Source organism: Isoptericola sp. NPDC058082 (assembly GCF_042885055.1).
Taxonomy (GTDB): domain Bacteria; phylum Actinomycetota; class Actinomycetes; order Actinomycetales; family Cellulomonadaceae; genus Isoptericola.
On record NZ_JBHVSQ010000005.1, the window covers coordinates 37879 to 64629 of the forward strand.

Genomic DNA, 26751 nt, shown 5'->3' on the forward strand with positions numbered 1-26751 from the left:
TCCCACCGCCCGTCCCGCCGACCATGCTGGAGCGCCCGTGCCCCTCGTCCTCACCCGATCCGAGCTCACCGGGCTGGTGTCGCCCCGGGAGGTGGTCGACCTCGTCGAGCAGACCTTCGCAGACCTCGCGGACGGCGTCGCCGCGCAGGCGCCGCTCACGGCCGCGGCGCTCGACCCCGCCGCGCACTTCCTGCCCATGACCGCCGTGTCGGGCCGGGCCGGGCTCGCCGGCTCGAAGCTGCTGGCCGACGTCCCCGGCAACCGCGACCGCGGCCTGCCGGCCCAGCGGTCCGTCCTGGTGCTCGTCGACGCGAGCACGGGCGCGCCCGCCGCGGTGCTCGACGGCGCGGTCCCCACCCGGCTGCGCACGGCCGCCGCGAGCGCCGTGGCGACGCGGTGGCTGGCACGCGAGGACGCCCGCGTGCTCGGCCTCGTCGGCGCGGGCGCGCTCGCGCTCGAGCACGTGCGGGCGCTGGCCGAGGTCAGGCCGCTCGAGCGCGTCCTCGTCTGGTCCCGCACCACGGAGCGCGTCGCGACCTTCGCCGCGCAGGTCGCCGAGCACCTCCCGGACCTCGCCGTGGAGGCGGTCGGATCTCCCGAGGCCGCGGTCCGGACGGCCGACGTGGTGTGCACGCTCACCCCCGCCCGCGACCCCCTCGTCCAGGGGTCGTGGTTCGCCCCCGGCCTGCACGTGAACGTCGTCGGCGCGCCGCCCCGGCCGGACCATCGCGAGGTGGACGGGGCCGCGATGGCGCGCTCCCGCGTCGTGGTCGACTCCGTGGGGACCGCCCTGCACGAGTCCGGCGACGCGCTCCTCGCCATCGCCGAAGGGGCCATCGACGCCGACGCGTGCCGCCTCGAGCTCGGCGACGTCGTCACGGGCCGTGCGACGGGGCGCCGCGCCCCGGACGAGATCACCCTCTTCGACTCGGTCGGGCTCGGAGTCCTCGACGTCGCACTGGGCGCGGTCCTGCTCGAGCGGGCGCGAGCGGCCGGCCGTGGCGTCGCGGTCGACCTGGCGGCGTGACACCCCGTCGCCACGCGCACGCGGCGAGGTGCCCGGACCGCGACCGCGAGAACGGACAATGGGTCCCATGAGCGCCCCGATCGAGGTCCCCATCCGCGACGACATGATCCGGCTGGGGCAGTTCCTCAAGCTAGCGGGCCTCGCGGAGTCCGGAACCCACGCGCGTGACCTGGTCGCCGACGGCGAGGTCCGGGTCAACGAGGAACCCGAGACCCGCCGCGGGCGCCAGCTGGTCCGGGGCGACCGGGTGACGGTGGCCCTGCCCGAGGGCGACGAGACCGCCGTCGTCGCCTGAGCACCGCCGGGGAGCCGGGGCGCTCAGGCCATGTAGGTCGAGGCCATCGCCCGGTCCGGGGTGAGGCGCAGCACGACGCGCTCGGGGTCGTGCTCCAGCGGCCGGTAGCGCTTCGAGTACCGCACGACGGCGTCCGCGATCTCGTCGGCGTCCTCGCTCACCTCGATCGTCCCCTCGAGCGTCAGCCACCGCCCGCCGTCCACCTGGCACAGCGCCGCGCGGGGGCGGCCTCCCGCGGAGGTCTCCCGGCGTGCGTTGGCCACCTTGGTCGACGACCGGCGCGCCGTGGTGCGCGCGACGCCCGCCTCGGCGTCCCAGGTGAAGGCGACGGGCACGACGTGCGGGCTCCCGTCGGCGCGCAGGGTGGTCAGGGTGGCGAGGTGGCGCTCGGTGACGAACACGAGCTGCTCGGGGTTGAGGCGGAACACGCCCCGAGCCTACGGCCGCGGGGCACCGATGAGTCCGGGGGCGCGCGCCGGTCGAACCACCGACCGGAGCAGCCGGACCGCCCTGCCCCGGACCCGACCTGCCGAGGAGCCCGCCGTGACCGAGACCGCCGCCTCCCCCTCCCCCGTCGACCGCGCCACGTGGCTGCGTGACCGCGAGGCGCTGCGTGCCCGCGAGAAGGCGCACACCCGCGAGGGGGACGCGATCTCCGCCGCGCGGAGGCGCCTGCCGATGACCGAGGTCGACGCGGGCGCGCTGCTCGTCGGCCCCGACGGGCCGGTCCCGCTCCTGGACGTCTTCGACGGGCGAGACCAGCTGATCGCGTACAAGCACATGTGGCACGCCGGGCAGCCGGTCGAGGGGCAGTGCGAGGGCTGCACGGCCAGCATCTGGAGCGTGCAGGACGCCGCCTACCTGCACCACCGCGGCGTGACGTTCGCCGTCTTCTGCGAGGGCCCGTGGGACGAGGTCGCGCCCTTCGTGGAGTTCATGGGCTACCGGGTGCCCTGGTACTCGATGCAGGGCGTCACCGACGAGGCGGTGGGTGGCGGCCTCAGCGACGACCGCGGCCTGATCTCCTGCTACCTGCGCGTCGACGACCGGGTGTTCCTCACCAACGAGACCACGCACCGCGGCGTCGAGGCGATCATGGCGCAGGCCCAGCTGCTCGACCTGACCGCGTACGGGCGGCAGGAGGAGTGGGAGGACTCCCCCGCCGGCTGGCCGCAGCACCCGACCGCGACGTGGTGGAAGGACCGCGGGCGCCCCGTTCCGCAGTGGTCCCGGCCCGAGGCCGCGCCGTACGACCCGCACGCGGCGCACGGCCACCACCACTGACCGGCCGCGAGAGCCTCCCGGCGGGTCGCGCCCTCAGAAGCCGTCGGTGAGGATCGGCGGCACGCGGGTGCCGTGCCGTCCCTCGTCGTGCAGGGCGCGCAGCACCACGAGCTCGTGCGGCACGACCGGGTCGGGCAGCGCGACGAACGGGAACCACCGCAGGTCGCCGACCTTCGCGGGTTCGCGGATCTCGGGGCTGCCGGACCACCGGGTCGCGGTGAAGAAGAAGTCGGCGCGCTGCTCGAGCGCCGGGCCGCCGGGCTGTCCGCGGTGCATCGTCGTCACGGGCACCAGGTCGGCGGGGTCGACGACGACGCCGAGCTCCTCGCGGGCCTCACGCACCGCCGCCTCGAGCACCGACTCCCCCGCCTCGACGTGCCCCGCCGCGGCGGCGGCCCAGTGCCCGTCCCGGTACCCGGTCCCCTGCCGCAGCTGCAGCAGCACCTGCCCCTCGCGGCGCAGGTACACGTACGCCGCCGGCACCACCCGGAAGCGGTGGTCCGCCGAGCCGTCGCCCGGGCCCGCCTCGACCCTCGTCACGTCCGCGCTCACGACAGGCAGCTCGGGCCGAGGAGGGCCTTGAGGTCGCCGAACAGCGCGGGCGACTTCTCCACCCGCAGCGTGTCCGCCGCGCGCACCACCGTCCGCTTGCCCGGCTCCGCGACGCTCACGTGCACCTCCGCCGAGCCGGGGTGCGTGGCCAGCACCTCGCGCAGCCGCACCATGACCGGCTCGACGCAGCGGGTGTGCGGCACGGTGACCAGGACGGGCGCGTCGGCGACGGCGGACGTGTCCGGAAGCGACACCTCCATCGCCTGCAGCTGCATCTGGTCGTCGCGGCGCCGCACGCGGCCGCGCAGCGTGACGACCTGGTCCTCCGCGAGGATCGTCGAGTACGCGAGATACGTCTCGCCGAAGAACATCACCTCGACGGCGCCCTCGAGGTCCTCGACCGTGACGGCCGCCCAGGGGTTGCCGTTCTTGCTCATCTTGCGCTGCACGCTGGTGAGCAGCCCCGCGACCGTGACCTGGGAGCCGTCCTGGCGCCCTTCGTCGGCCATCAGCGCCGCGATCGACGTGTCCGCCGCGCGCGCCAGCACGTGCTCGAGCCCCGACAGCGGGTGGTCCGAGACGTACAGGCCGAGCATCTCGCGCTCGAAGGCGAGCCGCTGCTTCTTGTCCCAGTCGGGCAGGTCGGGCACGTCGACGGCGAACGTCATCGCCGCGTCCTCCTCCGCGCCGCCGAAGCCGGCGAAGAGGTCGAACTGGCCCTCGGCCTCCTTGCGCTTCACGGAGATGACCGAGTCCACCGCCTGCTCGTGCACCACGAGCAGGGCACGGCGCGGGTGGCCGAGCGAGTCGAACGCCCCGGCCTTGATGAGCGACTCGATGGTGCGCTTGTTGCAGACCACGGCCGGCACCTTGTCGAGGAAGTCCGTGAACGAGGTGAACGCGCCCTTCTCCTCGCGGGCGGCGATGATCGCGTCCACGACGTTGGCGCCGACGTTGCGGATGGCCGTCAGGCCGAAGCGGATGTCGGCGCCGACGGCGGTGAACTTGGCGGCGGAGTCGTTGACGTCGGGCGGCAGCACCGTGATGTGCATGCGACGGCACTCGCCCAGGTAGAGCGCCATCTTGTCCTTGTCGTCCCGCACGCTCTGCAGCAGGCCGGCCATGTACTCGGTCGGGTAGTTCGCCTTGAGGTAGGCCGTCCAGTAGGACACGACGCCGTACCCGGCGGAGTGCGCCTTGTTGAACGCGTAGCCGGCGAACGGCACCAGGGTGTCCCAGACCGCCTGGATCGCTGGCTTGGAGTAGCCGCGCTCCTTCATGCCCGCCTCGAAGGGGACGAACTCCTTGTCGAGGATCTCCTTCTTCTTCTTGCCCATCGCGCGCCGCAGCAGGTCGGCCTGGCCGAGCGAGTACCCGGCGAGGATCTGCGCGGCGCGCTGCACCTGCTCCTGGTAGACGATCAGGCCGTACGTCTCGCCCAGGACCTCGCTGAGCGGCTCCTCGAGCTCCGGGTGGATCGGCTCGATCTTCTGCAGGCCGTTCTTGCGCAGGGCGTAGTTGATGTGCGAGTTCATGCCCATCGGCCCGGGGCGGTACAGCGCGATGACGGCGGAGACGTCCTCGAAGTTGTCCGGCCGCATCTGGCGCAGCAGCGAGCGCATCGCGCCGCCGTCGAGCTGGAACACGCCGAGCGTATCGCCGCGGGCGAGCAGGTCGTAGGTGGCCTTGTCGTCGAGCTCGACGGTCTCGATCGCCACCGGCTCCTTGCCGTTCATGACGATGTTCTCGAGCGCGTCGTCGAGGATCGTGAGGTTGCGCAGCCCGAGGAAGTCCATCTTGATGAGGCCGAGGCCCTCGGACGTCGGGTAGTCGAACTGCGTGATGACCGCGCCGTCCTGCGGGCGCCGCATGATCGGGATGATGTCGATCAACGGGTGGCTCGACATGATGACGCCGGCGGCGTGCACGCCCCACTGCCGCTTCAGGCCCTCGATGCCGCGCGCCGTCTCGACGACGCGCTGCGCCTCGGGGTCGGCGTCGTGCACCGCGCGGAACTCCGCGGCCTCGGCGTAGCGCTCGTGCTTCGGGTCGAAGATCCCGGACAGCGGGATGTCCTTGCCCATGACGGCGGGAGGCATCGCCTTGGTGAGCTTCTCCCCCATCGCGAAGGGGAAGCCGAGCACGCGCGAGCCGTCCTTGAGGGCCTGCTTCGCCTTGATGGAGCCGTAGGTGACGATCATCGCGACGCGGTCGTCACCGTACTTCTCGGTGACGTACCGGATCACCTCGGCGCGACGGCGCTCGTCGAAGTCGACGTCGACGTCGGGCATGGACACGCGCTCCGGGTTGAGGAAGCGCTCGAAGATCAGGCCGTGCTTGAGGGGGTCGAGCTCGGTGATGCCCATGACGTAGGACACCATCGAGCCGGCGGCCGAACCACGGCCCGGGCCCACCCGGATGCCCTGCTCCTTGGCCCAGTTGATGAAGTCGGCCACCACGAGGAAGTACCCCGGGAAGCCCATCTGGATGATGACCTCGACCTCGTAGTTCGCCTGCTTGCGCACGTCGTCGCCGATGCCCTCGGGGTAGCGGCGGCGCAGGCCCGCCTCGACCTCCTTGACGAACCAGCTGACCTCGTCCTCGCCGTCGGGCACGGGGAACCGCGGCATGTAGTTGGCCTTGGTGTCGAACGAGACGTCGCAGCGCTCGGCGATGAGCAGCGTGCTCTCGATCGCCTGCGGCAGCTCGGAGAACAGGCGGCGCATCTCGGCGCCCGAGCGCACGTAGAAGCTGTCGCCGCTGAAGGCGAACCGGCTGCCGCCCTGGTCGTAGGTCGGCTCGTCGAGCGTCGACCCGGAGTTCACCGCGAGCAGCACCTCGTGGGAGTGGGAGTCCTCCTGCTTCGTGTAGTGCAGGTCGTTGGTGGCCACCAGCGGCGCGTCGATGTGCTCGGCGAGCCGCAGCAGGTCCTTGTACGTGCGGGACTCGATCTCGATCCCGTGGTCCATCAGCTCGACGAAGAAGTTCTCCTTGCCGAGGATGTCCTGCAGCTCGCCCGCCGCGCGCACGGCCTCGTCCCACTGGCCCAGCCGCAGCCGGGTCTGCACCTCGCCGGACGGGCAGCCCGAGGTGCCCATGAGGCCCTTGCCGTACGTCTCGAGGAGCTCGCGGTCCATGCGCGGCCACTTGCCCATCTGGCCGTCCAGGGACGCCAGCGACGACGCGCGGAAGAGGTTGTGCATCCCCTCGTTGTCGCGTGCCCAGAGCGTCATGTGCGTGTAGGCGCCGCCCGCGGAGACGTCGTCGCGCCGCTGGTGCTGCTCGCCCCAGAGCACCTTGGTGCGGTCGTGGCGGCTGGTGCCCGGGGTCACGTACGCCTCGACGCCGATGATCGGCTTCACCCCGTGCTTCTGCGCCGTGCTCCAGAAGTCGAACGCCCCGAACAGGTACCCGTGGTCGGTGATCGCGATGGCCTTCTGGCCGAGCCGCGACACCTCGCTGAACAGGTCGTTCATGCGCGCCGCGCCGTCGAGCATCGAGTACTCGGTGTGCACGTGCAGGTGGACGAAGTCGTCCTCGGCGGTACCGGTCGGCTGGGCGATGGGGGAACCTGCGTCGGGCATGGACCGAGTCTAGGCAGTCGCCTCCGACACTCCCGACCGCCCCGCCGAGGGGAACCTCACAGGGCCGCGACCGCCGTCACCATCGCACCAGCAGGCGGAGCACGGCCAGCCCGTCGTCCGTGCCCGGCCAGTGCCGGCGCACGACGTCGGGCCCCGCGCTGCGCACCACGGCCCGCAGGACGAGCACGACCACGACCACGTCGTCGGCCCAGCCGAGCACGGGGATGACGTCGGGGACGACGTCGAACGGCATCGCCAGGTAGCCCAGCAGCACGACGAGCAGCGCACGCACGCGCCGCGACAGGGCACGGTCCGCGGCGAGCCGTCTGACCAGGCGCAGCACGTCGGGCAGCAGGCGCACGGCGCCCCGCAGCGAGCCGCGACCGGTGCGCCGCCGCACGACGAGCAGGCCGACGGCCAGCAGCGCCCAGAGGGCGAGCACGGCCACCACCAGACCGGCGATGGCGTCCGCCCACCAGGGCAGGCCGGTCACCGGGCTCCCTACCGGTAGGCCCCGCGCACGACCTCGAGCGCGTGCGCCAGGTCGTCGGGGTACTCGCTGGTGACCTCCACCCAGCGGCCGGTCAGCGGGTGCTCGAAGCCGAGCCGCACCGCGTGCAGCCACTGGCGCGTCAGCCCCACCTTCGACGCGAGCACCGGGTCGGCGCCGTAGGTGAGGTCGCCCACGAGCGGGTGCCGCACCGCCTGGAAGTGCACCCGGATCTGGTGGGTGCGGCCGGTCTCCAGGTGCACCTCGACGAGCGACGCCGCCGGCAGCATCTCGAGCACCTCGTAGTGCGTCACGGAGTGCTTGCCGTCCGCGACGACCGCGAACCGGTAGTCGGCGCTCGGGTGCCGCCCGATCGGGGCGTCGATGGTGCCCGTCGTCGGCTCGGGATGACCCTGCGCGAGCGCGTGGTACACCTTCTCGACCGTGCGCTCCTTGAACGCCCGCTTGAGGCCGCTGTACGCCGCCTCGCTCTTCGCCACGGCCATGAGGCCCGACGTGCCGACGTCGAGCCGGTGCACGATGCCCTGCCGCTCCGCCGCGCCGGAGGTCGCGATCCGGTAGCCGGCCGCGGCCAGCGCACCGACCACGGTGGGGCCGGTCCAGCCCGGCGACGGGTGGGCGGCGACCCCGACCGGCTTGTCGACGACGACGACGTCGTCGTCCTCGTAGGCGATGCCCATGCCGGGCACCGGCTCGGCGACCACCGGCGCCGCCGGACGCGCGTCGGGGACGGTGACCTCGAGCCAGCCGCCGGCGACCACGCGGTCGGACTTGCCGACCGGGCGCCCGTCCAGGAGCACCGCGCCGGAGGCCGCGAGGTCCGCCGCCTGGGTGCGGGAGAAGCCGAGCATCCGCGCGAGCGCGGCGTCGACGCGCTCGCCCGCGAGGCCGTCGGGCACGGGCAGGGTGCGGGTGGACCCGGCCGACATCGTCAGCGCTCCCCCGTCGGCCCGGCCAGCTCGCCGGGCTCCGCCGGGGCGTCCCCGCCCTCGACGTGCCGTCGGCCGTCCAGGCCGATCCCCCGGAAGGACAGGACGACGATGAGCACCGCGGCGGCGACGATGGCGATGTCCGCGACGTTGCCGACGAAGACGCCGTAGTCGATGAAGTCGACCACGTGCCCCTGGGCGAACCCGGGCTCGCGGAAGAAGCGGTCGCCGAGGTTGCCGAGCGCGCCGCCGAGCAGAAGGCCCAGGGCCACCGCCCAGCCGGTGGAACCGATCCGGCGGATGGCCCGCACGATGACGACCACCACGACGCACACCACGATCGTGAGGATCCACGTCATGCCGGTGGCGATCGACAGCGCCGCGCCGTCGTTGTAGATGAGGCGCAGCTGCAGCAGCTCGCCGATCAGGGGCTTCGGGTCGTCCCCCCAGACGAGGGCGGACTCCGCCCACCACTTCGTGAGCTGGTCGACCAGCAGCACGACGGCGGCGAGCACGAAGGTCCCCACGATCAGCCGGCGACGACGCGCCTCGGGCACCGCGGCCTCCTCGGCGACAGCACGTGCGTCCCCGGTGGGGACGGCGTCGTCGGGCGCGTCCGAGACGGGCGACTCGGGTGCGCCGTCGCGCGGCGCGGGCTCAGGGGCCGGGGCGGAGCCGGCGGGCGTGGTCGACATCGTCCGCAAGTGTAGGCGGACCGGGCCGGTCGCCGGGGCAGGGCCGCCCGGTCAGCGACGCTCCTCGCGCGCCTTCGCCTCGACCGAGAGCGTCGCGCGCGGGAACGCCTGCAGGCGCGCCTTGCCGATCGGCAGCCCGGTGATCTCGCAGGTGGCGTAGGTGCCCTTGCGGATGCGGTCGACGGCGTGCGCGGTCTGGGCGAGCAGGTCGCGCATGTTGTTGACCAGGGTGAGCTCCTGCTCACGCTCGAGGGCGCTCGACCCGTAGTCGGCCTGGTCGTCGCCCGCGCCGTCGCCCGAGTTGCGCAGCAGGTCCGACAGCTCCTGGTCGGCGGCCGCGAGCTCGTGCTCGAGGCGCTCCTTCTCCTCGAGCAGGAAGGCCGCCAGCTCCTCCACCTCGTGCAGGGTCCAGGGCTCCTCGCCGTCGCGGACCGGGAACGTCTTCACGTCGCGCGCGAGGTGCGGGAAGTTCTCGCGCAGTGCCGCGCGCGTGGTGGTCGAGAGCTTGGCCATCGGTGCCCTTTCGTTGGTGCGTCGACGACGAGTCACCGCAGCGTAAGTGCGCCGAGCGGCCCGCACAACAGCACGCGTGGTGAACGCGTGCGTGTCGTGCGGGCCGCTCGGCGTGAGGCGTGACGAGGGAGCGGGGTGCGCGGGGTGACGGCCCCCCGCTCAGAGCTCCGAGCCGCGACCGGCAGCGGCGTTCTGCCGCTGCGGCGGCAGGGCCGAGCCGCGGGCGTCGAGGTCGCCCAGCAGGTTCTGCAGGAAGCTCTTGAGGCGCGTGCGGTAGTCGCGCTCGAAGAGGCGGAGCTCGTCGATCTTGCGCTCGAGAAGCGACCGCTCCTGCTCGAGCTGCGACAGCGTCCGGTGGCTGGTCTCCTCGGCCTCGCGGACGATGCGCGAGCCCTCGGACTTGGCCTCGGAGATGAGGCGGTCGCCCTCCTCCTGGCCGGACCGCACGTAGTCGTCGTGCAGCTTCTGGGCCAGCTGGAGCATCCCGGTGGCGGACTCCGGCTCCGCGGGCTGCTGCTTCGCGGCGGCCGGGGCGGGCGCCGGCGCCGGGGCGGGCGCCGGGGTCGGCGTGGGCTGCGCCTGCTGCGCAGCGTCCGAGCGGCTCAGCTCGGCGACCCGGTGCTCGGCCGCGGTGAGCTTGGAGCGCAGGTCGTCGTTCTCCTCCTGGACCGCCGTGAGGGTCCGCACGACCTCGTCGAGGAAGTCGTCGACCTCCTCGACGTCGTAGCCCTCGCGGAACTTGGTCGCGGCGAACTTCTTGTTCAGGATGTCCTCTGCCGTCAGCAGCGCCATCGTCTCACCTCATCGTTCTTGCAGGGTCGGTGGGACCCGGTTCCCGGGCCGTCTGGATGACCACGGTAGCGGACGTGTCGGCGGGCGACCTGCCCGGCGAGGTCGGGTCGTCCCGCCCACACGACGTCTTCACAGGTCAGCACCAGGGCGCTCGTCCCCAGCCGGCGCGAACCCGGCCGAGGTCACAGCAGAGCCGCCGCGGCGGCGGTCACATCGTGGCCAGGAACGACGCCACCCGCATGAGGATGCCCGTGCCGATGAAGAGCACGAGGAACGCGATGTCCAGCCGGATCTGACCGAGGGTCAGCGGCGGGATCAGCCCGCGCAGGAAGCGCAGGGGCGGGTCGGTCACCGTGTAGACCGCCTCCGCCAGCACCAGCAGCACGCCCTTCGGCCGCCAGTCGCGCGCGAAGAACTGCACCCAGTCGAAGACGAGCCGGATGATGAGGCACAGCAGGAACAGCCACAGGACGAGGTAGACCAGGTTGAAGACGAGGCTCACGGGACGAACCTACCCGAGCACGACGCAGGGCCGGGGCAGGACTGCCCCGGCCCCTGCCGGACGGTGCGATCGGCGCTCTCGGGCGCGCGCTCAGCTCTGGTTGTAGAACGCCCCGCGTCCGGGGGCGGCCTTCTCCGCCGGCGGCTCCTCGCCCGCGATCTCCACGTGCTCCGGCGAGAGCAGGAAGACCTTGTTCGTCACGCGCTCGATCGACCCGCGCAGCCCGAAGATGAGGCCCGCCGAGAAGTCCACGAGGCGCTTCGCGTCGGCGTCGTCCATGTCGGACAGGTTCATGATCACCGGCGTGCCGCCCCGGAAGGCCTCGCCGATGGTGCGGGCGTCGTTGTACGAGCGCGGGTGGATGGTCGTGATGCGTCGCAGGTCGGAGGCGATCACCGACTCGCTCCCTCCGCCACGGTGCAGCGGGGTGACCTGCGCCTGGTAGTCGTCACGGTCGCGCACCGGTGCCTCCAGCTCCTCGTACTCGTCGAGGTACTCCTCCGACTCACCCTGGTCGTCGGCGAGCCCCAGGTACAGCATCGTCTTGCGAAGCGCTCCGCCCATCGCCTTGCTCCGTTCGTCGCCACGTCCCGCCCTCCGTCCCGGACGGTGTCACGACGTTAACCACGCCCGTGGCGGCATCGGCGCACGACACGCCGGTGTGTCGCGCGTCGCGGGCGTGTCAGGTCACGACCGCGTCAGTTCGGCACGCCGGGCCGGCGGGTCAGGTCAGGACGACGACCCCCGCCTGCCGCCCGGTCGTCGTGCCCTGGGCGGTGGCGCGACGGTGGGAGTAGAGGTCGGTGTCCGTGAGCGTGCACCGGTCCACCCGGCTGGCGGTCACGCCGTGCGCCGCCAGCTGCGCGAGCACGCCGGCCGGCAGGTCGAGCGCAGGCGTGCCCGCCGTGGTCGTCGCCCACGTCTCGGGGACGACGGCGGCGACCTCGTCGCGCATCGCGGCCGGCACCTCGTAGCAGGCGCCGCAGACCGCCGGGCCGACGGCGGCCCGGAGGTGCTCGGCCCGGGCCCCGCGTGCGAGCAGCCGCTCGACCACGCGGTGCACGACCCCCAGGGCGACCCCGCCCCGGCCCGCGTGCGCGACCGCCACCAGGCGGGCCACCGGGTCCGCGAGGACGACCGGCACGCAGTCCGCGACCAGGACGCCGAGCGCCAGACCGGCCTCCGCGGTGACCATGGCGTCGGCCTCGCCCGCCGCGACCGGCGGCTCCGTCGACGACCACTCGGCGAGCTCGGCGGAGCCCAGGTCCAGGACCTGGTCGCCGTGCACCTGGGCCGAGAAGGCCACGGGCGCACCGAGCCACGCCCCGACGCGGGCCCGGTTCTCCCGCACCCGCACGGGGTCGTCGCCCGTCGAGGTGCCCAGGTCGAGCGACGACCAGGGGGCGGGCGACACCCCGCCGTGACGCGTGGTGAAGCCCGCCACGACGCCCTCCCCGAGGTCCACCCGCAGCAGCCCCGCACCGAACTGGTCCGGCAACAACGCCTCCTGGGCCCAGCCGACCGCTCCGTGAGTCCCGCTCACCCGGCGCTCACTTGAGGAAGTCGGGCACGTCGAGCTCCTCGGCCGGGCGGCGCGGCTCGTCGAACAGGCGCGGCACCTCGACCGGCCGCTCCACGGTGACGCCCTCGCCCTCGGCGTCCTCGACCACCGTGAACGGGCGGCGCTGCTCCGCAGGCCGCGCCCCGACCGGCGGGGCCGGCGGCGCGTCGAGGCTCACGGGGACGTCGTCCGGCTCCGCCGGGATCGGTCGCGGCTGCACGGGGGCCGCCGGCACCGACGCGGTGGCCGGCTGCGGCGGGCGCGGCGGGGCGGTCTGGACGCCGGGCTGCGGCACGGACGTCGCCGTCGTGCCCCCCTCACCGACGGTGACCGTCGGCTTGGCCGGCGCGCCGGCGATCTGGCCGAGACCGCGGCCGTCCTTGCGGGCCTGCGGCACGCCGCCGTCGAACCCGGCCGCGATGACGGTGACCCGCACCTCGTCGCCGAGCGCGTCGTCGATGACCGTGCCGAAGATGATGTTCGCCTCGGAGTGGGCCGCCTCCTGGACGAGGCGAGCGGCCTCGTGCACCTCGAAGAGGCCGATGTCGCTGCCGCCCTGGATCGACAGCAGGACGCCGTGCGCGCCGTCGATGGAGGCCTCGAGCAGCGGGGACGAGATCGCGAGCTCGGCCGCCTGCACCGCGCGGTCCTCGCCCCGGGCCGAGCCGATGCCCATCAGCGCCGAGCCCGCGCCCTGCATCACGGACTTCACGTCCGCGAAGTCGAGGTTGATGAGGCCCGGCGTCGTGATGAGGTCGGTGATGCCCTGGACGCCGGAGTGCAGCACCTGGTCGGCCGAGTGGAACGCCGCGATCGCCGAGACGCTCTTGTCGGACATGGACAGGAGCCGGTCGTTGGGGATCACGATGAGGGTGTCGACCTCCTCGCGGAGGGCGTCGATCCCCTGCTCGGCCTGCACGGAGCGGCGGCGGCCCTCGAACGTGAAGGGCCGCGTCACGACCCCCACCGTCAGGGCACCCAGCGACCGGGCGATCCGGGCGACCACGGGGGCGCCGCCCGTGCCGGTGCCACCGCCCTCGCCCGCCGTCACGAAGACCATGTCGGCGCCGCGCAGGACGTCCTCGATCTCCTCCGCGTGGTCCTCGGCCGCCTTCTTGCCGACCTCCGGGTCGGCGCCGGCGCCAAGGCCACGGGTGAGCTCGCGACCGACGTCGAGCTTGACGTCGGCGTCCGACATCAGCAGCGCCTGCGCGTCGGTGTTGATGGCGATGAACTCGACACCCTTGAGCCCGACCTCGATCATGCGGTTCACGGCGTTCACGCCGCCACCGCCGATACCGACCACCTTGATCACTGCCAGGTAGTTCTGCGGAGTTGCCACGTCGTTGCCTCTCGGGTCGTTCCTTGTCCCGACGTCCGGTCCTCGCGCCCCCGTCGCCCCGACCGGCCGACCCGCGGGTCTAACCTTAAGGTTCGAGTTGAGGGTTAGAGTTATGTCAGGTTGCTGCTGCGATCGACGGTAGGCGGCGCGGTGGGCGCGACGCCGGACGTCTCTCGGCGTGTCGCGCGCGCCCGGTGCTTGCCTCACCCGCCCGCGCCTGCTGCGCCCTCCCCGCCCCCCTCATCGGGTCACCGGCAGCTCGGGCGACGAGACGTCGATGGTCCGCGCGCCGTCGTCGAGCTTGCGCAGCGTGCGCACCGCCTCGACCTTGAGCGGAAGGTCCGAGCTGCCGCCCCAGCGGACCGTGGTGCCGTCCTCCAGCACCGTTTCGACGGCGTCCTGCGTGTCGGCGCTGACGTGGTCCACCTGGCCGGCGAGCTTGGCGGGCAGCGCCGCCAGCACGTGGAGCGCCGCCTGCAGCGCCAGCGCGTCGTCCAGCGGCACGTCCACCTGCGGCAGCCCCTTCGGCGCCGCGTCGCGCGTCGCCACGCGCACCCCGGCCGAGTCGAGGAGCGCCAGGCGGTCGCCGTCGGGCACAGCCGCGACCGGGACGCGCGGCGTGAGCTCCACCGCGAGCCCGTGGGGCCAGGCCCGCGCGATCCGCACGTCCTTCACCCCGCGCAGCCCGAGCACCTGCTCCCGCATCGCCACGGTGTCCAGGCGGGGCAACGGGGTGCCGTCCGGGGCCTCGGCGATCTCGCGCACCCTGGCCTCGTCGACGTACCGCCCCGCGCCGGTCACGCTCACCTCCGCCTTCTCCAGGGCGAGCACCGGCGACCAGAGCGCCACCCACGCGAGGCCCACGACGAGCGCCAGCGAGAGGACCCACGCGAGCACGCGCCGCCAGGCGCGGTGCCGGCGCATCGCGGTGCGCTCGGCGAGGCGGTCCGCCATCGCCGTCGACACGCGGGGAGGGACCACCTGCCCGGCCGGGACCACCGCCGTCGCCGCGGTGCGGGCGCCGGGACGCCGGGGCTCGGCGGGCGCCGCCGGGGCCGTCTTCGGGGCCGCCTTCGAGGCCGCCTTCGAGGCCGTCTTGGAGGCTCCGGTCGCCGGCCCCCGCGGGCTTCCCCTCGTCCCGCGCGTCCCCGGCGGCGTCCCGGCGCCCACCGAGGGCGTGCCGGTCGGCGCGGTCGCCGCTGATCGTCCCGACGTCGTGCGGCCCGACGTCGTGCTGGTCGGGCGCGGGCGGGCTGGCGGTCGCATCACCCCATGGTCGCGTCGGGGGCGCCGCCGCCCGGCGACGCCACGCCGGAGGTACGCGCGGCGAGGTCCGCCAGGATCACGGGACCCAGCTCGGTGACGTCTCCCGCGCCGACGGTGAGCACCAGGTCGCCGGGGCGCGCGAGAGCGGAGGCCACGTGCGCGGCCTCCAGCCGGTCCTCGACGGCACGCACTCCCCCGCCGGACGACGTCCGGCCGAGCAGGTCGGTGATCGTGCGCGGCCCCACCGTCGGGTCGACGTCCTCGCGGGCCCGGTAGACACCGGTGACGACGACCTCGTCCGCGAGCGCCAGCGCCGCGGCGAACCGGTCGGCGAAGATCCGCGTGCGCGAGTACAGGTGCGGCTGGAAGAGCACGACGATGCGACCGTCCCCGGCCGCCGGCCGGGCCGCCCGCAGCAGCGCCTCCACCTCGGTGGGGTGGTGGTCGTAGCTGTCGAACACGCGGACCCCGTCGACCTCCCCCTTGGGCTCGAACCGCCGGCCCGTGCCGACGAACGTGCCCGCGGCCCGCACGGCGTCGCCCGGCTCGACGCCGAGCAGCACCGCGGTCACGACGGCGGCCGTCGCGTTGAGCGCGTTGTGCGCCCCCGGCACGGCGAGGCGCAGCGCGCGCGGCTCGCCGCCGAGCGGGCCGCCCGAGACGACCGCCTCGACGGTCCCCGCCCCGACGACGACGTCGCGCACCCGCACGTCGGCACCCGCGGCCTCGCCGTACGTCACCACGGCCCTTCCCGCGGCCCGGTGCGCGCCCGCGAGGGCCGCCGAGCCGGCGTCGTCCGCGCACGCGACGAGCGTGCCGCCGTCGACGATCCGTCCGGCGAACTCCTCGAAGGCCCGCTCGAAGGCCGCCTGCGAGCCGTAGTGGTCCAGGTGGTCCGGCTCGACGTTCGTCACGACGGCCACCGTGGGGGCGTAGTTGAGGAACGAGCCGTCCGACTCGTCCGCCTCGGCCACCAGCACGTCGGAGGCGCCGAGATGCCCCCCGGGCACCGCGCTCTCGTGGCCTTCGGCGTCCCGCACCCGCACCGTGCCCCCGATCGCGAACGACGCGTCGACGCCGCACGCGCGCAGCACGGTCGCGACCATCGCCGACGTCGTGGTCTTACCGTGCGCGCCGGCGACGGCCACCGCCCGGCGCCCGAGCATCAGCGACGCGAGCGCCTGGGAGCGGTGCAGCACCCGGACCCCGGCCGCGCGGGCCGCGGCCAGCTCCGGGTTGGTCTCCCGCACCGCGGAGGACACGACGAGCGTGTCGACCAGGGGTGCGCCGTCCGGTCCGACGACGTGCGCCGCGTCGTGCCCGACCCAGACCCGCACCCCGTCGGCGCGCAGCGCCTCGAGGGCGGGGCCGGCCGCGGCGTCGGAGCCCTGGACGTCGACGCCGCGGGCCGCCAGCAGCCGCGCGACGACGGAGACGCCCGCGCCGCCCACACCCACCAGGTGCACGCGGCCGAGCTCCTCGACGGGCAGCGCCGGCGGCCGCGCCGACCCGGTGGCGCTCATGCCTGCCGCCCGGCGCCCGAGCCGGCGTCCGCCTGCGCGACCGCCGCGGCGACGAGGTCGGCCACGCGGGCGGCACCGTCGCGCACCCCGGTCGCCCGGGCGGCGGACGCCATCGCGTCGAGCCGCGGCCGGTCGGCCAGCAGCGCCGGCACGTGCTCGGCCACCCAGGCGGGCGTGAGGTCGGCGTCGTCGACGAGGAGGCCACCGCCCGCCTCCACCAAGGGCGCCGCGTTGAGCCGCTGCTCGCCGTTGCCGATGGGCAGCGGCACGTAGACGGCGGGCACGCCGAGGGCGGCGAGCTCGCACACCGTGCCGGCGCCCGAGCGGGCCACGACCAGGTCTACGACGGCGAGGGCGAGCTGCATCTCGGACAGGTACTCGCGCACCTGGTAGCGCGCGGCCTCGTGCCCGCCCGCGGCCGTGGCGGCGTCGACCGCGGCCCGGACGGGTCCGTCCTTGCCCTTGCCCGTCAGGTGCAGCACCTGGACGCCGGCGCGCAGCAGCGCCTCCACCGACCCGGCCAGGGCGGCGTTCACCGACGCCGCCCCCGAGGAACCCCCCGTGACGACGAGCGTCGGGAGGCCGGCGTCGAGGCCCAGCGCGTCGGCGGCCTGCACCCGCGCGGCCAGGGCGTCCGCCTCACGGGCCGAGACGAGGTCCGCGATCTCGGCCCGCAGCGGCAGGCCCACGACCTGGGCCCCCGGCAGCGGGGTGCCCGGGAACGTCGCCCCGACGGCCGCCGCCCAGCGGGCGCCGAGCTTGTTGGCCAGGCCCGCGCGGGCGTTCTGCTCGTGGATCACCACGGGGACGCCCTTGCGCCGGGCGGCGAGGTACGCGGGGGTCGAGACGTACCCGCCGAACCCGACGACCGCCTGGGCGCCGATCTCGTCGATGGCGGCCTCGGCCGCCTTCACGGCGGCGCTGAGGCGGCCCGGCAGCTTCAGCAGGTCGACGCTCGGGCGCCGCGGCAGCGGGACGCGAGGGATCGGCCAGAGCCGATAGCCGCGCTCCGGGACGAGGTCGGCCTCCAGCCCCGACGTGGTGCCGAGGGCGAGGATCCTGGCCTCCGGCTCCCGCGCGCGGAGCTCGTCCGCGACGGCGAGGAGGGGGTTGACGTGGCCGGCGGTGCCGCCCCCGGCGAGGACGACGGACGTGACTGCAGAGCTCTTCACAGGCAGGACCCTATCGGCCGCCGTCGCCCCCGCGGCGCCGCGCGCCCCCACCGGCGCCGCCGGCCCGGCCGCGCCGCGACAGGACCGCGACCGAGCGCTTGACGACGCTCCGGCGCGCAGCCAGGGCCTCGGCGGCGCCCGGCTCGCTGCGCGCGAAGCTGATCACCACGCCGAGCGCCACCATCGTCGTGACTAGGGCGGACCCGCCCGCCGACACCAGCGGCAGCGGGACGCCGATCACCGGCAGGACGCCGATCACCACGCCGATGTTCACGAAGGCCTGGCCCACGACCCAGCAGCCGATCGCGGCCGTGGTGATCTTCACGAACGGGTCCGGGTGCCGGCGCACCACCCGCGCCATCGCGATCCCGAGGACGGCGAACAGCGCGAGCACCAGCAGGGTGCCGAGCAGCCCCAGCTCCTCGCCGATCACGGAGTAGATGAAGTCGTTGTGCGCCTCGGGCAGGTACTTCCACTTCTCGCGGCTGGCGCCCAGGCCGACGCCGAACAGACCCCCGGTGCCGAGCCCGTACATGCCGTGGATCGACTGGTAGCACTGCCCCTGCGTGTCGGTGCAGGTGCCGTACGCGGCGAGGATGCGGGTGAGGCGGTCGGAGCTGCCCTGGTTGAGGATGAACGCCCAGCCGACGATCAGCGCCGCTCCGACGCCGCCCACGGCGAGCAGCGACGCGGGCGCGCCCGAGACCCAGTAGGCGCCGAGGCCGAGCAGCGCGAGGATGAGCGCCGTGCCGAGGTCGTGCCCCGCCATGACGAGCCCGAGGACGGCGGCGAGACCGACCACGCCGGGCATGATGGCCTGGCCCCAGCGACCGAGCAGGTGCTGCTTGCGGCCCAGCACGGCACCGAGCCACACGGCGACGGCCAGCTTGGCGAGCTCCGACGGCTGGATCTGCACCGGCCCGAGCGGCAGCCAGTTCTGGTTGCCGTTCACCGACCTGCCGAAGAAGACCACCGCGACCAGCAGCGCCAGCGCCACCAGGAACGCTGGCCAGGCCAGCCGCTTGTACCAGCGCACGGGGAGCCGCGCGGCGACCAGCATGAGCGGCAGCCCGATGAGGGCGTACCGGCCCTGCACGAGGAAGGCGGCGAACGGCGAGTCCCCCTCGGCGATGGACGTCACCGTCGAGCTGGAGAGCACCATGACGAGACCGATGACCAGCAGCAGCCCGGTGGCCCCGACGAGCAGGTAGTAGCTCGTGACGGTGCTGTTCCACTGGCCGAGCCAGGGCCGCTCGGCCCGCTTCGGCGACGGTCGCGGCGACGTCCTGTCCCGCGAACCCTTGTCGCGCGTCGTCCTGTCCCTCGACGGACGGCCGGTCGACCCTCCCGGGCCGCGTCGGGTGCCCGTCGTGACCGCCATCCGACACCCCTCGCTCGTCCTCGTGGCGCCACGCGGGCGCCTACAGCTCCGCCACGGCCGTGGCGAACGCCTCCCCCCGCTGGGCGTAGGAGGCGAACTGGTCCATGGAGGCGCCTGCAGGAGCCAGCAGCACGGTGTCGCCCGGACGGGCGAGGTCCCGTGCCGCCGCGACCGCGCGACGCATCACCGACCCAGTGTCGCCGGGATCGACCACGACGACGGGGATCTCGGGCGCGTGTCGGGCCAGTGCCCCGCGGACCGGCTCCGGGTCGACGCCGATGACGACCGCCGCGTGCAGGCGGTCGGCCCGGTCGGCGACGAGGTCGTCGAACGACGCCCCCTTCGCGAGGCCGCCCGCCACCCACACGACGCTGCCGGGCGGGTAGGCCGCGAGCGAGGCCGCCGCCGCGTGCGCGTTGGTGGCCTTCGAGTCGTCCACCCAGGCGACGCCGTCGAGCTCGCGGACGCGGGCGATGCGGTGCGCGCCGGGCCGGAACGCCCGCAGGCCGTCGCGCACGGCGGCGGCGGGCACGCCGTGGGCGCGCGCGAGCGCCGCCGCCGCCAGGGCGTTCGCGACGACGTGCGGCGGCGGGGTGCCGTGCCCGGGCGCGAGGTGCGCGAGGTCCGCGAGGGTGCCGAGCTCGGCGGCCGTGCGCTGCCGGTCGCGGGCCCCGGGCGCGGCGTGGAAGGCGCGGTCGACCAGCACGTCCTCGACCACGCCCAGCTGTCCGGGGCCCGGGGCACCGAGCGTGAACCCGACGGCCAGTGCGCCCTCGGTCACGTCGGCGTCGCGCACGAGCTGCTCGGTGCGCGGGTCGGCCACGTTGTACACGCACGCCACCTGCGCGCGGGCGTAGACGCGCCCCTTGTCTGCCGCGTACGCCTCGAGGGACCCGTGCCAGTCGAGGTGGTCGGCGGCCACGTTGAGCACGGCCGCCGCCTCGAAGGACGTCGTGAGCGTGTGGTGCAGCTGGAAGCTGGAGAGCTCCACCGCGAGGACGTCCAGCGACGGGTCCTGCGCGGCCTCGACGACGGGCGTCCCGACGTTCCCCACCGCGGCGGCGCGCAGGCCCGCCGCGGTGAGGATCGACGCGAGCATCTCGACCGTCGTCGTCTTGCCGTTGGTCCCCGTGACGGCGAGCCACGGGGCGGGGCCCCGCGCGCCGTCGGGCCCGGGGGTGCGCTCGACCCGCAGCCGCCAGGCGAGCTCGACCTCGCTCCAGACGGGGACGCCGGCGGCGCGGGCCGCGGCCAGCAGCGGCGTGCTCGGCGCCCACCCCGGGGAGGCGACGACGAGGTCCGCGCCGGCGACGATCCGCTCCGCCACGGCGGGATCGTCGGCGTCGCGCACGTCGGCGTCGGGGGCACGGCCGTCGACCGTCACCACCGAGGACGCCCGGCCGGCCGCACGAGCCGACAGGGCCGCGACGACGGCGCGCCCGGTCACGCCGAGGCCCGCCACGACGACGCGCGCGCCGTCGGGCAGCGAGGCGACGGTCACGTGGCCACCCACTCGGCGTAGAACACGCCCATGCCGAGGGCGGCGAACAGGCCGGCGATGAGCCAGAACCGGATGACGATCGTGACCTCGCCCCACCCCGACAGCTCGAAGTGGTGGTGCAGCGGCGCCATCTTGAACACCCGCTTGCCGGTCATCTTGAAGAAGCCGATCTGGATGACGTCGGACATGACGATGACGACGAAGAGACCGCCGATGATCGCGGCGAGGATCTCGGTGCGCGACAGGATCGAGATGCCGGCCAGGGCGCCACCGAGGGCGAGCGAGCCCGTGTCGCCCATGAAGATCTTCGCGGGGCTGGCGTTCCACCACAGGAAGCCGATGCAGGCGCCCGCGATGGCGGCGGCGACGATCGCGAGGTCCTGCGGGTCGCGCACCTCGTAGCAGCGCGGACCGGCCGCGGCGAGCCGCTGGCACGACTGGTTGAGCTGCCAGATGCACACGAGGACGTACGCGCCGAAGACGATGATCGACACGCCGGTCGCCAGGCCGTCCAGGCCGTCCGTGAGGTTCACCGCGTTGGACCAGGCGGTGATGAGGAAGTTCGCCCAGATCACGAAGAGGATGAGGCCCACCGTGACCCCGGCGAACGCCAGGTCGAGGTTGGTGTCGCGCAGGAAGGAGATCCGCGTGGAGGCGGGCGTCCGGGCGTTGGCGTTGGGGAACTGCAGGGCGAGCACCGCGAAGCTGATCCCGACGAAGCCCTGGCCGATGATCTTCGCCTTCGGCGTGAGGCCGAGGGACCGCTGCTTGCGGATCTTCGTGAAGTCGTCGAGGAAGCCGACCAGCCCGAGCCCGGTCATGAGATAGAGGCACAGCAGCGCCGACGCGCTCGGCGGCCTCCCCGCGACCAGCATGGACACCGCGACGCCGACCAGGGCGGCCGCGATGATCACGACACCGCCCATCGTCGGCGTGCCGCGCTTGGTGAAGTGCGCCGTCGGCCCGTCCTGGCGCACGAACTGGCCGTAGTTCCGGTGGATGAGGAACCGGATGAACAGGGGCGTCCCGAAGAGGGCGACCAGCCCGGAGACGCCGGCCGAGACGAGGATCGCGATCACGGGGCGACCTCCGTGGCGGGTTCGCCCGACGCGTCGGGGCCGGTCGTGGGTCCGGTCGAGGGGCCGCCCGCCGCGAGCTCGTCGCCGAGCCGCCACAGGCCGGACCCGAGGGAGGACTTCACGAGGACGACGTCGCCCGGCTCGAGCGCCTCGGCGAGCACCGCGCGTGCGGCGTCGAGGTCAGGCACGAAGACCGACTCCTCTCCCCAGGACCCCTCCTGCAGGGCCCCCTCGTGGATGTGGTACGCCCCGTCGCCGACGACGACGAGGAGCTTGACGTTCAATCGGACCACGAGGCGGCCGATCTCGTCGTGCGCGGCGCGCGAGCCGTCCCCGAGCTCGAGCATCTCGCCCAGCACCGCGACGGAACGGCGCGTGCGGCCCGCCATGACGGCGAGCGCCCGCAGCGCGGCGCGCATGGAGTCCGGGTTGGCGTTGTACGCGTCGTCGACCACGGTGACGCCGTCCGGGCGCTCGGTGACCGCCATCCGGTGCGGGCTGACGGGGGTCGCGCGGGACAGGCCCTCGGCCAGTCGCGCTGCCACGTCGGCGGTGGTGCCGCCGAGCGCGAGGACCGCCGCGGCGGCGGCGAGTGCGTTGCTCACGTGGTGCGCGCCCACGAGGCGCAGCCCCACGGGCACGGGTCCGCCCAGGTCCGGGGCGCCGGCGACGGCGAGCCGGAACGTCGCCCGGCCGGAGGCGTCCACCTCGACGTCGGCGGCGCGCACGTCGGCCGAGGAGATGGTGCCGAACGTGACGACGGTGTGCTCGGGGGCAGCCAGCGACGCCATCGCCGCCACGCGCTGGTCGTCGGCGTTCAGCACGACGGTGCCGCCCGGCACGACCCCGGTGACCATCTCGGCCTTGGTGCGGGCGATCGCCTCGACCGAGCCGAACTTGCCCACGTGGGCCACGCCGACGGCGAGCACGATGCCGACGTCGGGCGGCGCGATCCGCGTGAGGTAGGCGATGTTGCCGGGGCCGTCCGCGCCCATCTCCAGCACCAGGAACCTCGTGGCCTCGGTGACGCGCAGCACGGTCAGCGGCAGGCCGACCTCGTTGTTGAACGACCCGGTGGGTACGACCAGGCCGTCCTCGGGCGAGACGTCGTCCGGCAGCAGGTCGCCGAGGAGCTGGCCGAGCAGGTCCTTGGTCGTCGTCTTGCCCACCGAGCCCGTCACCGCGAGGACCCGCAGGTCGCCGCGCGCCCGCACGCGCGCCAGGACGACGCGGGCGAGCTCCCCCAACGCGGCCTGGACGTCGTCCACGACGACGGTCGGCACGCCCTCGAGCTCGCGGGCGGCCAGGACCAGCGCCGCGCCGGCCTCGACGGCGCCGCGGGCGAAGTCGTGCCCGTCGACCCGCTCGCCGGGCAGCGCGACGAACAGCCCCCCGGGCTCCACACGGCGGGAGTCGACGACGACGGACCCGGTCACGGGCGTGGCGGCGTCGGCGTGCAGCCGTCCCCCGGTCGCCTCGGCGACGTCGGCGGCGGTCAGCGCGATCATGCGGTGGTCCTCTCGTGCCGCCGCTGCAGCGCGCGGCGGGCCTCGTCCCGGTCGTCGAGCTCGAGGTCGACGCCCGCGACCTCCTGGATGGTCTCGTGGCCGCGGCCCGCCACGAGGACGGTGTCGTCCGCCCCCGCGTCGAGCACGGCCCGCTCGATGGCGGCCGCCCGCGGCGCCACCTGCGTCACGGCGACGTCGCGGCCCGCCTCGCGGGCCGAGTCGCGGGCCGCGGCGGCCCCCTCGAGCACGGCGGTGCGCACCACGGCGGCGTCCTCTCCGTGGGGGTCGTCGTCCGTGACGACGACGACGTCCGCGCCCGCCACGGCGGCCGCGCCCATGGCCGGACGCTTGCCCTTGTCCCGGTCGCCCGTGGCCCCGAAGACGACGACGAGCCGGCCGGCCGTCGTCGGGCGCAGGGCGGCGAGCGCGAGCTCGAGCGCCTCGGTGTTGTGCGCGAAGTCCACGACGACGCGCGGATGGCCGTCCCCGCCCGCGCCGACGACCTCCATGCGGCCGGGCACGACGGCCGAGAGGCCGTCGGCCGCGGCGAGCGCCTCTGCCACGTCCTCGACGTGCGCGCCGCCCTCGAGGACCATCGCGACGGCGAGCGCGGCGTTGGCCACGTTGAACCCGCCCGGCAGGGACGTCGACGTGCGCAGGGAGCGGCCGTCGACGTGCGTCAGCGTGAACGCGGAGCCGGTGCCGTGCGGTGCGACGTCGGTGACGGCCCAGTCGGACGCCGCCTGCCCGTCCCGCGGGGCGCGGGTGCGCAGCGTCGCGACCGGCACCTGCGCGGCCGCCGCCATGCGCTCGCCCCACACGTCGTCCACCACGACGACGCCGCGGCGCGCGTGCTCGGGCGTGAACAGCGACGCCTTCGCGTCGAAGTACGACTGCAGGTCGCCGTGGAAGTCGAGGTGGTCCTGGCTGAGGTTCGTGAACCCGACCACGCCGAACTCGATGCCGTCCACGCGGTGCATCGACAGCGAGTGGGAGGACACCTCCATCGCCAGCGTGCGCACCTCCGCCTCGCACATCGCGGCGAGCAGCGCCTGCAGGTCCGCGGCCTCCGGGGTCGTGAGCCGGCTCGGCAGCACCGTGTCGCCCGCGCGCATCTCGACGGTGCCGATCAGTCCACCGGTCCAGCCGAGGGCGCGCAGCAGGTGGTCCACCTGGTAGGTGGTCGTCGTCTTGCCGTTGGTCCCGGTGACGCCGAAGGTCATGAGGTGCTCGGCGGGCTCGCCGTACACCCAGGCCGCGACCGGACCGAGCACGGCCCTCGGGTCACCGGCGACCAGCACGGGCACGGCCGGGTCGAGGGCGTCCGGTCCCGTCGCGAGGGTGGCCGCCCCGGCCTCGTCGGTGAGCACCGCACGGGCCCCGCGGGCCACGGCGTCCGCCGCGAACCGGGCGCCGTGGGCGTGCGCGCCGGGAAGGGCGACGAACAGGTCGCCACCTGCGACGACGCGGTTGTCGGACGCGACCGAGGTGACGACGACGTCGGCGGGGACCTGCGGCCGGGGGCCGCCCTCGTCCGGTGCCACCGGTGTCGTCACCTCGAGCCCGAAGGTCAGGGCGAGGTCCCGCACCCGCCGGGGCGTCGTGCCCGCGGGCCGGATACGGGGAAGCGGGGATGTCACGGAGAAGAACCTACCGTCTGCGTGCTGCGGGCCCGGCACCCAGGGCGCCCGGCATGAGAACCGTCACGGACCTCGGGCGGTCCTCACCGGGCGCGCGCCCCGTGGTCACCACGTGAGGTCGTAGGGCTTGAACGGCGTCGAGCTGGGCGGCACGTCCATCTTCTGCAGCGTGTACCCCATGAGGTCGCTGAAGACGGGCGCGGCCACCACGCCGCCGTAGATCGACGACTGCGGGCTGCGCAGGAAGACGGACACCGTGTAGCGCGGGTCGTCGGCGGGCGCGACGCCGATGAAGGACGCCATGTAGGTGGTCCCGGCCCCCGTCCACATCTGGGCGGTGCCGGTCTTGCCGGCCACGCGGTAGCCGGGCACCCGCGCGTTGGCGGCGGTGCCCTCCTCCCCCACGACCGACTCCATCATCCGCATCACCGAGTCGGCGGTCTTCTCCGAGACCACGCGCTCCGCCTCGGGAGCCTCGGCGGGCGTGAAGGTGCCGTCGGGCGCGCGGGTGCCGGCCACCAGGCTGGGCTCCACCCGGACGCCGCCGTTCGCGACCGTCGAGAAGACCTGCGTCGCCTGCATCGCGTTCACGGCCACGCCCTGCCCGAACAGGATCGTGTACGGGGTGCGGGCGTCGTGCGCCAGCGTCTGCTGCGAGGGCAGGATGCCCGCGGACTCGCCCGGCAGGCCGAGGCCGGTGGGCTGGCCGAACCCGAACTTGCCGAGGTAGTCGTAGCGGACGTCCAGCGGGATCTTCTCGCCGATCTGCACCGTGCCCGTGTTCGACGAGTGGGCCAGCACGCCGGCGAGCGTCAGCTGCTGGTCGGGGTGCTCGTGCGAGTCCTTGAACGACTCGCCGTTGGGCGTGGTGTACCGGTACGGCACGCGGAACTGGCTGTCGGGCGTCCAGTAGCCCTCCTCGAGGGCCGCCGCCATCGTGATCACCTTGCCCGTGGAGCCGGGCTCGAAGACGTCCTTCACGGCACGCGAGCCGTTGGCCACGGCGGACGTCGACCGGTCGTTGGGGTCGACGTCGCCCGAGTCCGCCACCGCGAGCACCTGGCCCGTGCGCACGTCCTCCACGACCGCCATGGCGTACTTCGCCCCGGTCTTCGAGACCGCGTCGTCGAGCAGCTCCTCCGCCTTCCACTGGACGTCGAGGTCGATCGTGAGCTGCACGTTGCTGCCGGGGACCGCCTCGGTGGCGTCCCGCTCCGAGTTGGGGATCGGGACACCGTCGCGCCCGCGCTCGTACGTGACCTTGCCGTCGGCGCCCGCGAGCACGTCCTCGTAGGCGCGCTCGAGCCCGCCCTGGCCCACCTGGTCGCGGTCGACGAAGCCGACGAGGGTGCCCGCGACGACGCCGGCCGGATAGGTGCGGCGGGAGGTGAGCTCGGTGCGGACGTAGGCCTGGAGGTCGAGCTTGGCGATCGCCCGCTGCACCTCGGGCACGGCGTTGCGCTTGAGGATCACGTACCGGTCGTCGCCGTTGAGCTTCGCGGCGAGCTCCGCGGGCTGCGCGTCGAGGATCGGCGCGAGGAGCTGAGCGATGCCGAGCGCGCCGTCCTGCACGGCCCTGCCGGTGGCGGTGTCCACCCGCTGCCCGCCCTGGAACCCCTGGATGGCGAGGGTGTCGGCGGAGATCGTGTACCGGTCGACGGACGTCGCGAGCACGCGTCCGTTGGTGTCGACGATGTCGCCGCGGTGCGCGAGCTCGACCGCGTGCGTGGTGCGTGCCTCCTGCGCCTTCGCCGCGAGCGCCGGCCCCTGGAAGATCTGCACCTGGACCAGCCGGCCGACGAAGACGGTGAGCACGAGCGCCGCGACGACCATGATCCACCGCTGCCGTCGCCCGGGGTCGCCCGGACGTCCCCGGCTCGCGGCCCCGCCCCGCGGGCGCGGCGGAGCGCCCCCGCCGCGCACCGGCGTCCGGCCCGTAGAGCGGACCGGAGTGGGTTCCCGCCCCCCGACAGAACAGGGGGGGGTGGCACCGCCCCACGAAGCCGGGCTCCACCCCTGGGTCGCTTTCTCTTCTCCCCCCCTCCCCCCCCCCCAAACATGTCCACCTCCCGTATTCCCTCCTCTCCTTTCCCG

At 74.4% G+C, this 26751-nt stretch carries 24 protein-coding genes; 3 read left to right on the forward strand and 21 right to left on the reverse strand.

Annotation, left to right across the window (positions count from 1 at the left end):
- Positions 1-37: 37 nt before the first annotated feature.
- Entirely contained in the window at positions 38-1027 is a 990-nt protein-coding gene (locus ACFVS0_RS08895; RefSeq protein ID WP_430587753.1) for an ornithine cyclodeaminase family protein, read from the forward strand.
- A gap of 67 nt (positions 1028-1094) precedes the next feature.
- Complete coding sequence (locus ACFVS0_RS08900) at positions 1095-1322, forward strand: RNA-binding S4 domain-containing protein (protein ID WP_430552264.1); 228 nt, start codon at positions 1095-1097, stop codon at positions 1320-1322.
- Between the two features lie 23 nt (positions 1323-1345).
- On the opposite strand, the gene ACFVS0_RS08905 is transcribed toward ACFVS0_RS08900, so the two are convergent.
- Complete coding sequence (locus tag ACFVS0_RS08905; RefSeq protein WP_430552265.1) at positions 1346-1750, reverse strand: pyridoxamine 5'-phosphate oxidase family protein; 405 nt, start codon at positions 1748-1750, stop codon at positions 1346-1348.
- A gap of 115 nt (positions 1751-1865) precedes the next feature.
- Between ACFVS0_RS08905 and ACFVS0_RS08910 the strand changes: the two genes are divergently transcribed.
- Complete coding sequence (locus tag ACFVS0_RS08910) at positions 1866-2606, forward strand: DUF899 family protein (RefSeq protein WP_430563404.1); 741 nt, start codon at positions 1866-1868, stop codon at positions 2604-2606.
- Positions 2607-2639: 33 nt separating this feature from the next.
- Here ACFVS0_RS08910 and ACFVS0_RS08915 read toward each other — a convergent pair whose 3' ends face one another.
- The 20 genes from ACFVS0_RS08915 to ACFVS0_RS09010 form a co-directional block, all read right to left on the reverse strand.
- A complete protein-coding gene (locus ACFVS0_RS08915; protein WP_430587754.1) occupies positions 2640-3158 on the reverse strand; it encodes an NUDIX domain-containing protein in 519 nt (172 codons plus the stop codon).
- Positions 3155-6742: a DNA polymerase III subunit alpha gene (dnaE, locus tag ACFVS0_RS08920; protein ID WP_430552268.1), complete on the reverse strand. Its 3588-nt coding sequence runs from the start codon at positions 6740-6742 to the stop codon at positions 3155-3157. Before dnaE ends, ACFVS0_RS08915 begins: the two co-directional genes overlap by 4 nt.
- 76 nt (positions 6743-6818) lie before the next feature.
- Positions 6819-7235, reverse strand: coding sequence for a YkvA family protein (locus tag ACFVS0_RS08925; protein ID WP_430563406.1), 417 nt, complete (start codon positions 7233-7235; stop codon positions 6819-6821).
- Positions 7236-7243: 8 nt separating this feature from the next.
- Entirely contained in the window at positions 7244-8182 is a 939-nt protein-coding gene (locus tag ACFVS0_RS08930; RefSeq protein WP_430587755.1) for an RluA family pseudouridine synthase, read from the reverse strand.
- A gap of 2 nt (positions 8183-8184) precedes the next feature.
- Complete coding sequence (locus ACFVS0_RS08935; RefSeq protein ID WP_430587756.1) at positions 8185-8877, reverse strand: signal peptidase II; 693 nt, start codon at positions 8875-8877, stop codon at positions 8185-8187.
- Between the two features lie 51 nt (positions 8878-8928).
- Positions 8929-9390, reverse strand: coding sequence for a TraR/DksA family transcriptional regulator (locus ACFVS0_RS08940; protein ID WP_430552272.1), 462 nt, complete (start codon positions 9388-9390; stop codon positions 8929-8931).
- Between the two features lie 159 nt (positions 9391-9549).
- Positions 9550-10182: a DivIVA domain-containing protein gene (locus ACFVS0_RS08945; protein WP_430563409.1), complete on the reverse strand. Its 633-nt coding sequence runs from the start codon at positions 10180-10182 to the stop codon at positions 9550-9552.
- Between the two features lie 208 nt (positions 10183-10390).
- The gene (locus tag ACFVS0_RS08950) at positions 10391-10684 is read right to left on the reverse strand and encodes a YggT family protein (protein WP_430552274.1); all 294 of its coding nucleotides are present in this window, start codon (positions 10682-10684) and stop codon (positions 10391-10393) included.
- Positions 10685-10774: 90 nt separating this feature from the next.
- On the reverse strand, positions 10775-11248 hold the full coding sequence (locus ACFVS0_RS08955) for a cell division protein SepF (protein ID WP_430552275.1): 474 nt from the start codon (positions 11246-11248) through the stop codon (positions 10775-10777).
- A 160-nt stretch (positions 11249-11408) separates the two neighbouring features.
- Positions 11409-12227 (reverse strand): polyphenol oxidase family protein, encoded by an 819-nt coding sequence (locus ACFVS0_RS08960; RefSeq protein WP_430563410.1) that lies wholly within the window; start codon positions 12225-12227, stop codon positions 11409-11411.
- Positions 12228-12234: 7 nt separating this feature from the next.
- Positions 12235-13587, reverse strand: a complete 1353-nt coding sequence (ftsZ, locus tag ACFVS0_RS08965; protein ID WP_430552277.1) for a cell division protein FtsZ — start codon at positions 13585-13587, stop codon at positions 12235-12237.
- A gap of 240 nt (positions 13588-13827) precedes the next feature.
- On the reverse strand, positions 13828-14853 hold the full coding sequence (locus ACFVS0_RS08970; RefSeq protein ID WP_430587757.1) for a cell division protein FtsQ/DivIB: 1026 nt from the start codon (positions 14851-14853) through the stop codon (positions 13828-13830).
- On the reverse strand, positions 14853-16376 hold the full coding sequence (gene murC, locus ACFVS0_RS08975; protein ID WP_430563412.1) for a UDP-N-acetylmuramate--L-alanine ligase: 1524 nt from the start codon (positions 16374-16376) through the stop codon (positions 14853-14855). Before murC ends, ACFVS0_RS08970 begins: the two co-directional genes overlap by 1 nt.
- Positions 16373-17548 (reverse strand): undecaprenyldiphospho-muramoylpentapeptide beta-N-acetylglucosaminyltransferase, encoded by a 1176-nt coding sequence (gene murG / locus ACFVS0_RS08980; protein WP_430587758.1) that lies wholly within the window; start codon positions 17546-17548, stop codon positions 16373-16375. The genes murC and murG overlap by 4 nt, the downstream gene beginning before the upstream one ends.
- Positions 17549-17558: 10 nt before the next feature.
- Positions 17559-18929 carry a putative lipid II flippase FtsW gene (ftsW, locus tag ACFVS0_RS08985; RefSeq protein WP_430552281.1) on the reverse strand — a complete coding sequence of 457 codons (1371 nt, stop codon included), beginning with the start codon at positions 18927-18929 and terminating at the stop codon, positions 17559-17561.
- Between the two features lie 40 nt (positions 18930-18969).
- Entirely contained in the window at positions 18970-20430 is a 1461-nt protein-coding gene (gene murD / locus ACFVS0_RS08990) for a UDP-N-acetylmuramoyl-L-alanine--D-glutamate ligase (RefSeq protein ID WP_430587759.1), read from the reverse strand.
- A complete protein-coding gene (gene mraY / locus ACFVS0_RS08995; RefSeq protein WP_430552283.1) occupies positions 20427-21509 on the reverse strand; it encodes a phospho-N-acetylmuramoyl-pentapeptide-transferase in 1083 nt (360 codons plus the stop codon). Before mraY ends, murD begins: the two co-directional genes overlap by 4 nt.
- Complete coding sequence (gene murF, locus ACFVS0_RS09000; protein WP_430587760.1) at positions 21506-23017, reverse strand: UDP-N-acetylmuramoyl-tripeptide--D-alanyl-D-alanine ligase; 1512 nt, start codon at positions 23015-23017, stop codon at positions 21506-21508. The genes mraY and murF overlap by 4 nt, the downstream gene beginning before the upstream one ends.
- Positions 23014-24657: a UDP-N-acetylmuramoyl-L-alanyl-D-glutamate--2,6-diaminopimelate ligase gene (locus ACFVS0_RS09005; protein WP_430587761.1), complete on the reverse strand. Its 1644-nt coding sequence runs from the start codon at positions 24655-24657 to the stop codon at positions 23014-23016. Before ACFVS0_RS09005 ends, murF begins: the two co-directional genes overlap by 4 nt.
- A gap of 105 nt (positions 24658-24762) precedes the next feature.
- Positions 24763-26490 carry a peptidoglycan D,D-transpeptidase FtsI family protein gene (locus ACFVS0_RS09010; protein ID WP_430587762.1) on the reverse strand — a complete coding sequence of 576 codons (1728 nt, stop codon included), beginning with the start codon at positions 26488-26490 and terminating at the stop codon, positions 24763-24765.
- Between the last annotated feature and the right edge of the window lie 261 nt (positions 26491-26751).

Bases quoted from the DNA above. Each gene is read 5' to 3' on its own strand.
- ACFVS0_RS08900 (WP_430552264.1), top strand. From the start codon at position 1,095: ATGAGCGCCCCGATCGAGGTCCCCATCCGCGACGACATGATCCGGCTG.
- dnaE (WP_430552268.1), bottom strand. From the start codon at position 6,742: ATGCCCGACGCAGGTTCCCCCATCGCCCAGCCGACCGGTACCGCCGAG.
- ACFVS0_RS08930 (WP_430587755.1), bottom strand. From the start codon at position 8,182: ATGTCGGCCGGGTCCACCCGCACCCTGCCCGTGCCCGACGGCCTCGCG.
- ACFVS0_RS08935 (WP_430587756.1), bottom strand. From the start codon at position 8,877: ATGTCGACCACGCCCGCCGGCTCCGCCCCGGCCCCTGAGCCCGCGCCG.
- ACFVS0_RS08940 (WP_430552272.1), bottom strand. From the start codon at position 9,390: ATGGCCAAGCTCTCGACCACCACGCGCGCGGCACTGCGCGAGAACTTC.
- ACFVS0_RS08945 (WP_430563409.1), bottom strand. From the start codon at position 10,182: ATGGCGCTGCTGACGGCAGAGGACATCCTGAACAAGAAGTTCGCCGCG.
- ACFVS0_RS08955 (WP_430552275.1), bottom strand. From the start codon at position 11,248: ATGGGCGGAGCGCTTCGCAAGACGATGCTGTACCTGGGGCTCGCCGAC.
- ACFVS0_RS08970 (WP_430587757.1), bottom strand. From the start codon at position 14,853: ATGCGACCGCCAGCCCGCCCGCGCCCGACCAGCACGACGTCGGGCCGC.
- murC (WP_430563412.1), bottom strand. From the start codon at position 16,376: ATGAGCGCCACCGGGTCGGCGCGGCCGCCGGCGCTGCCCGTCGAGGAG.
- ftsW (WP_430552281.1), bottom strand. From the start codon at position 18,929: ATGGCGGTCACGACGGGCACCCGACGCGGCCCGGGAGGGTCGACCGGC.
- murF (WP_430587760.1), bottom strand. From the start codon at position 23,017: ATGATCGCGCTGACCGCCGCCGACGTCGCCGAGGCGACCGGGGGACGG.
- ACFVS0_RS09010 (WP_430587762.1), bottom strand. From the start codon at position 26,490: ATGGTCGTCGCGGCGCTCGTGCTCACCGTCTTCGTCGGCCGGCTGGTC.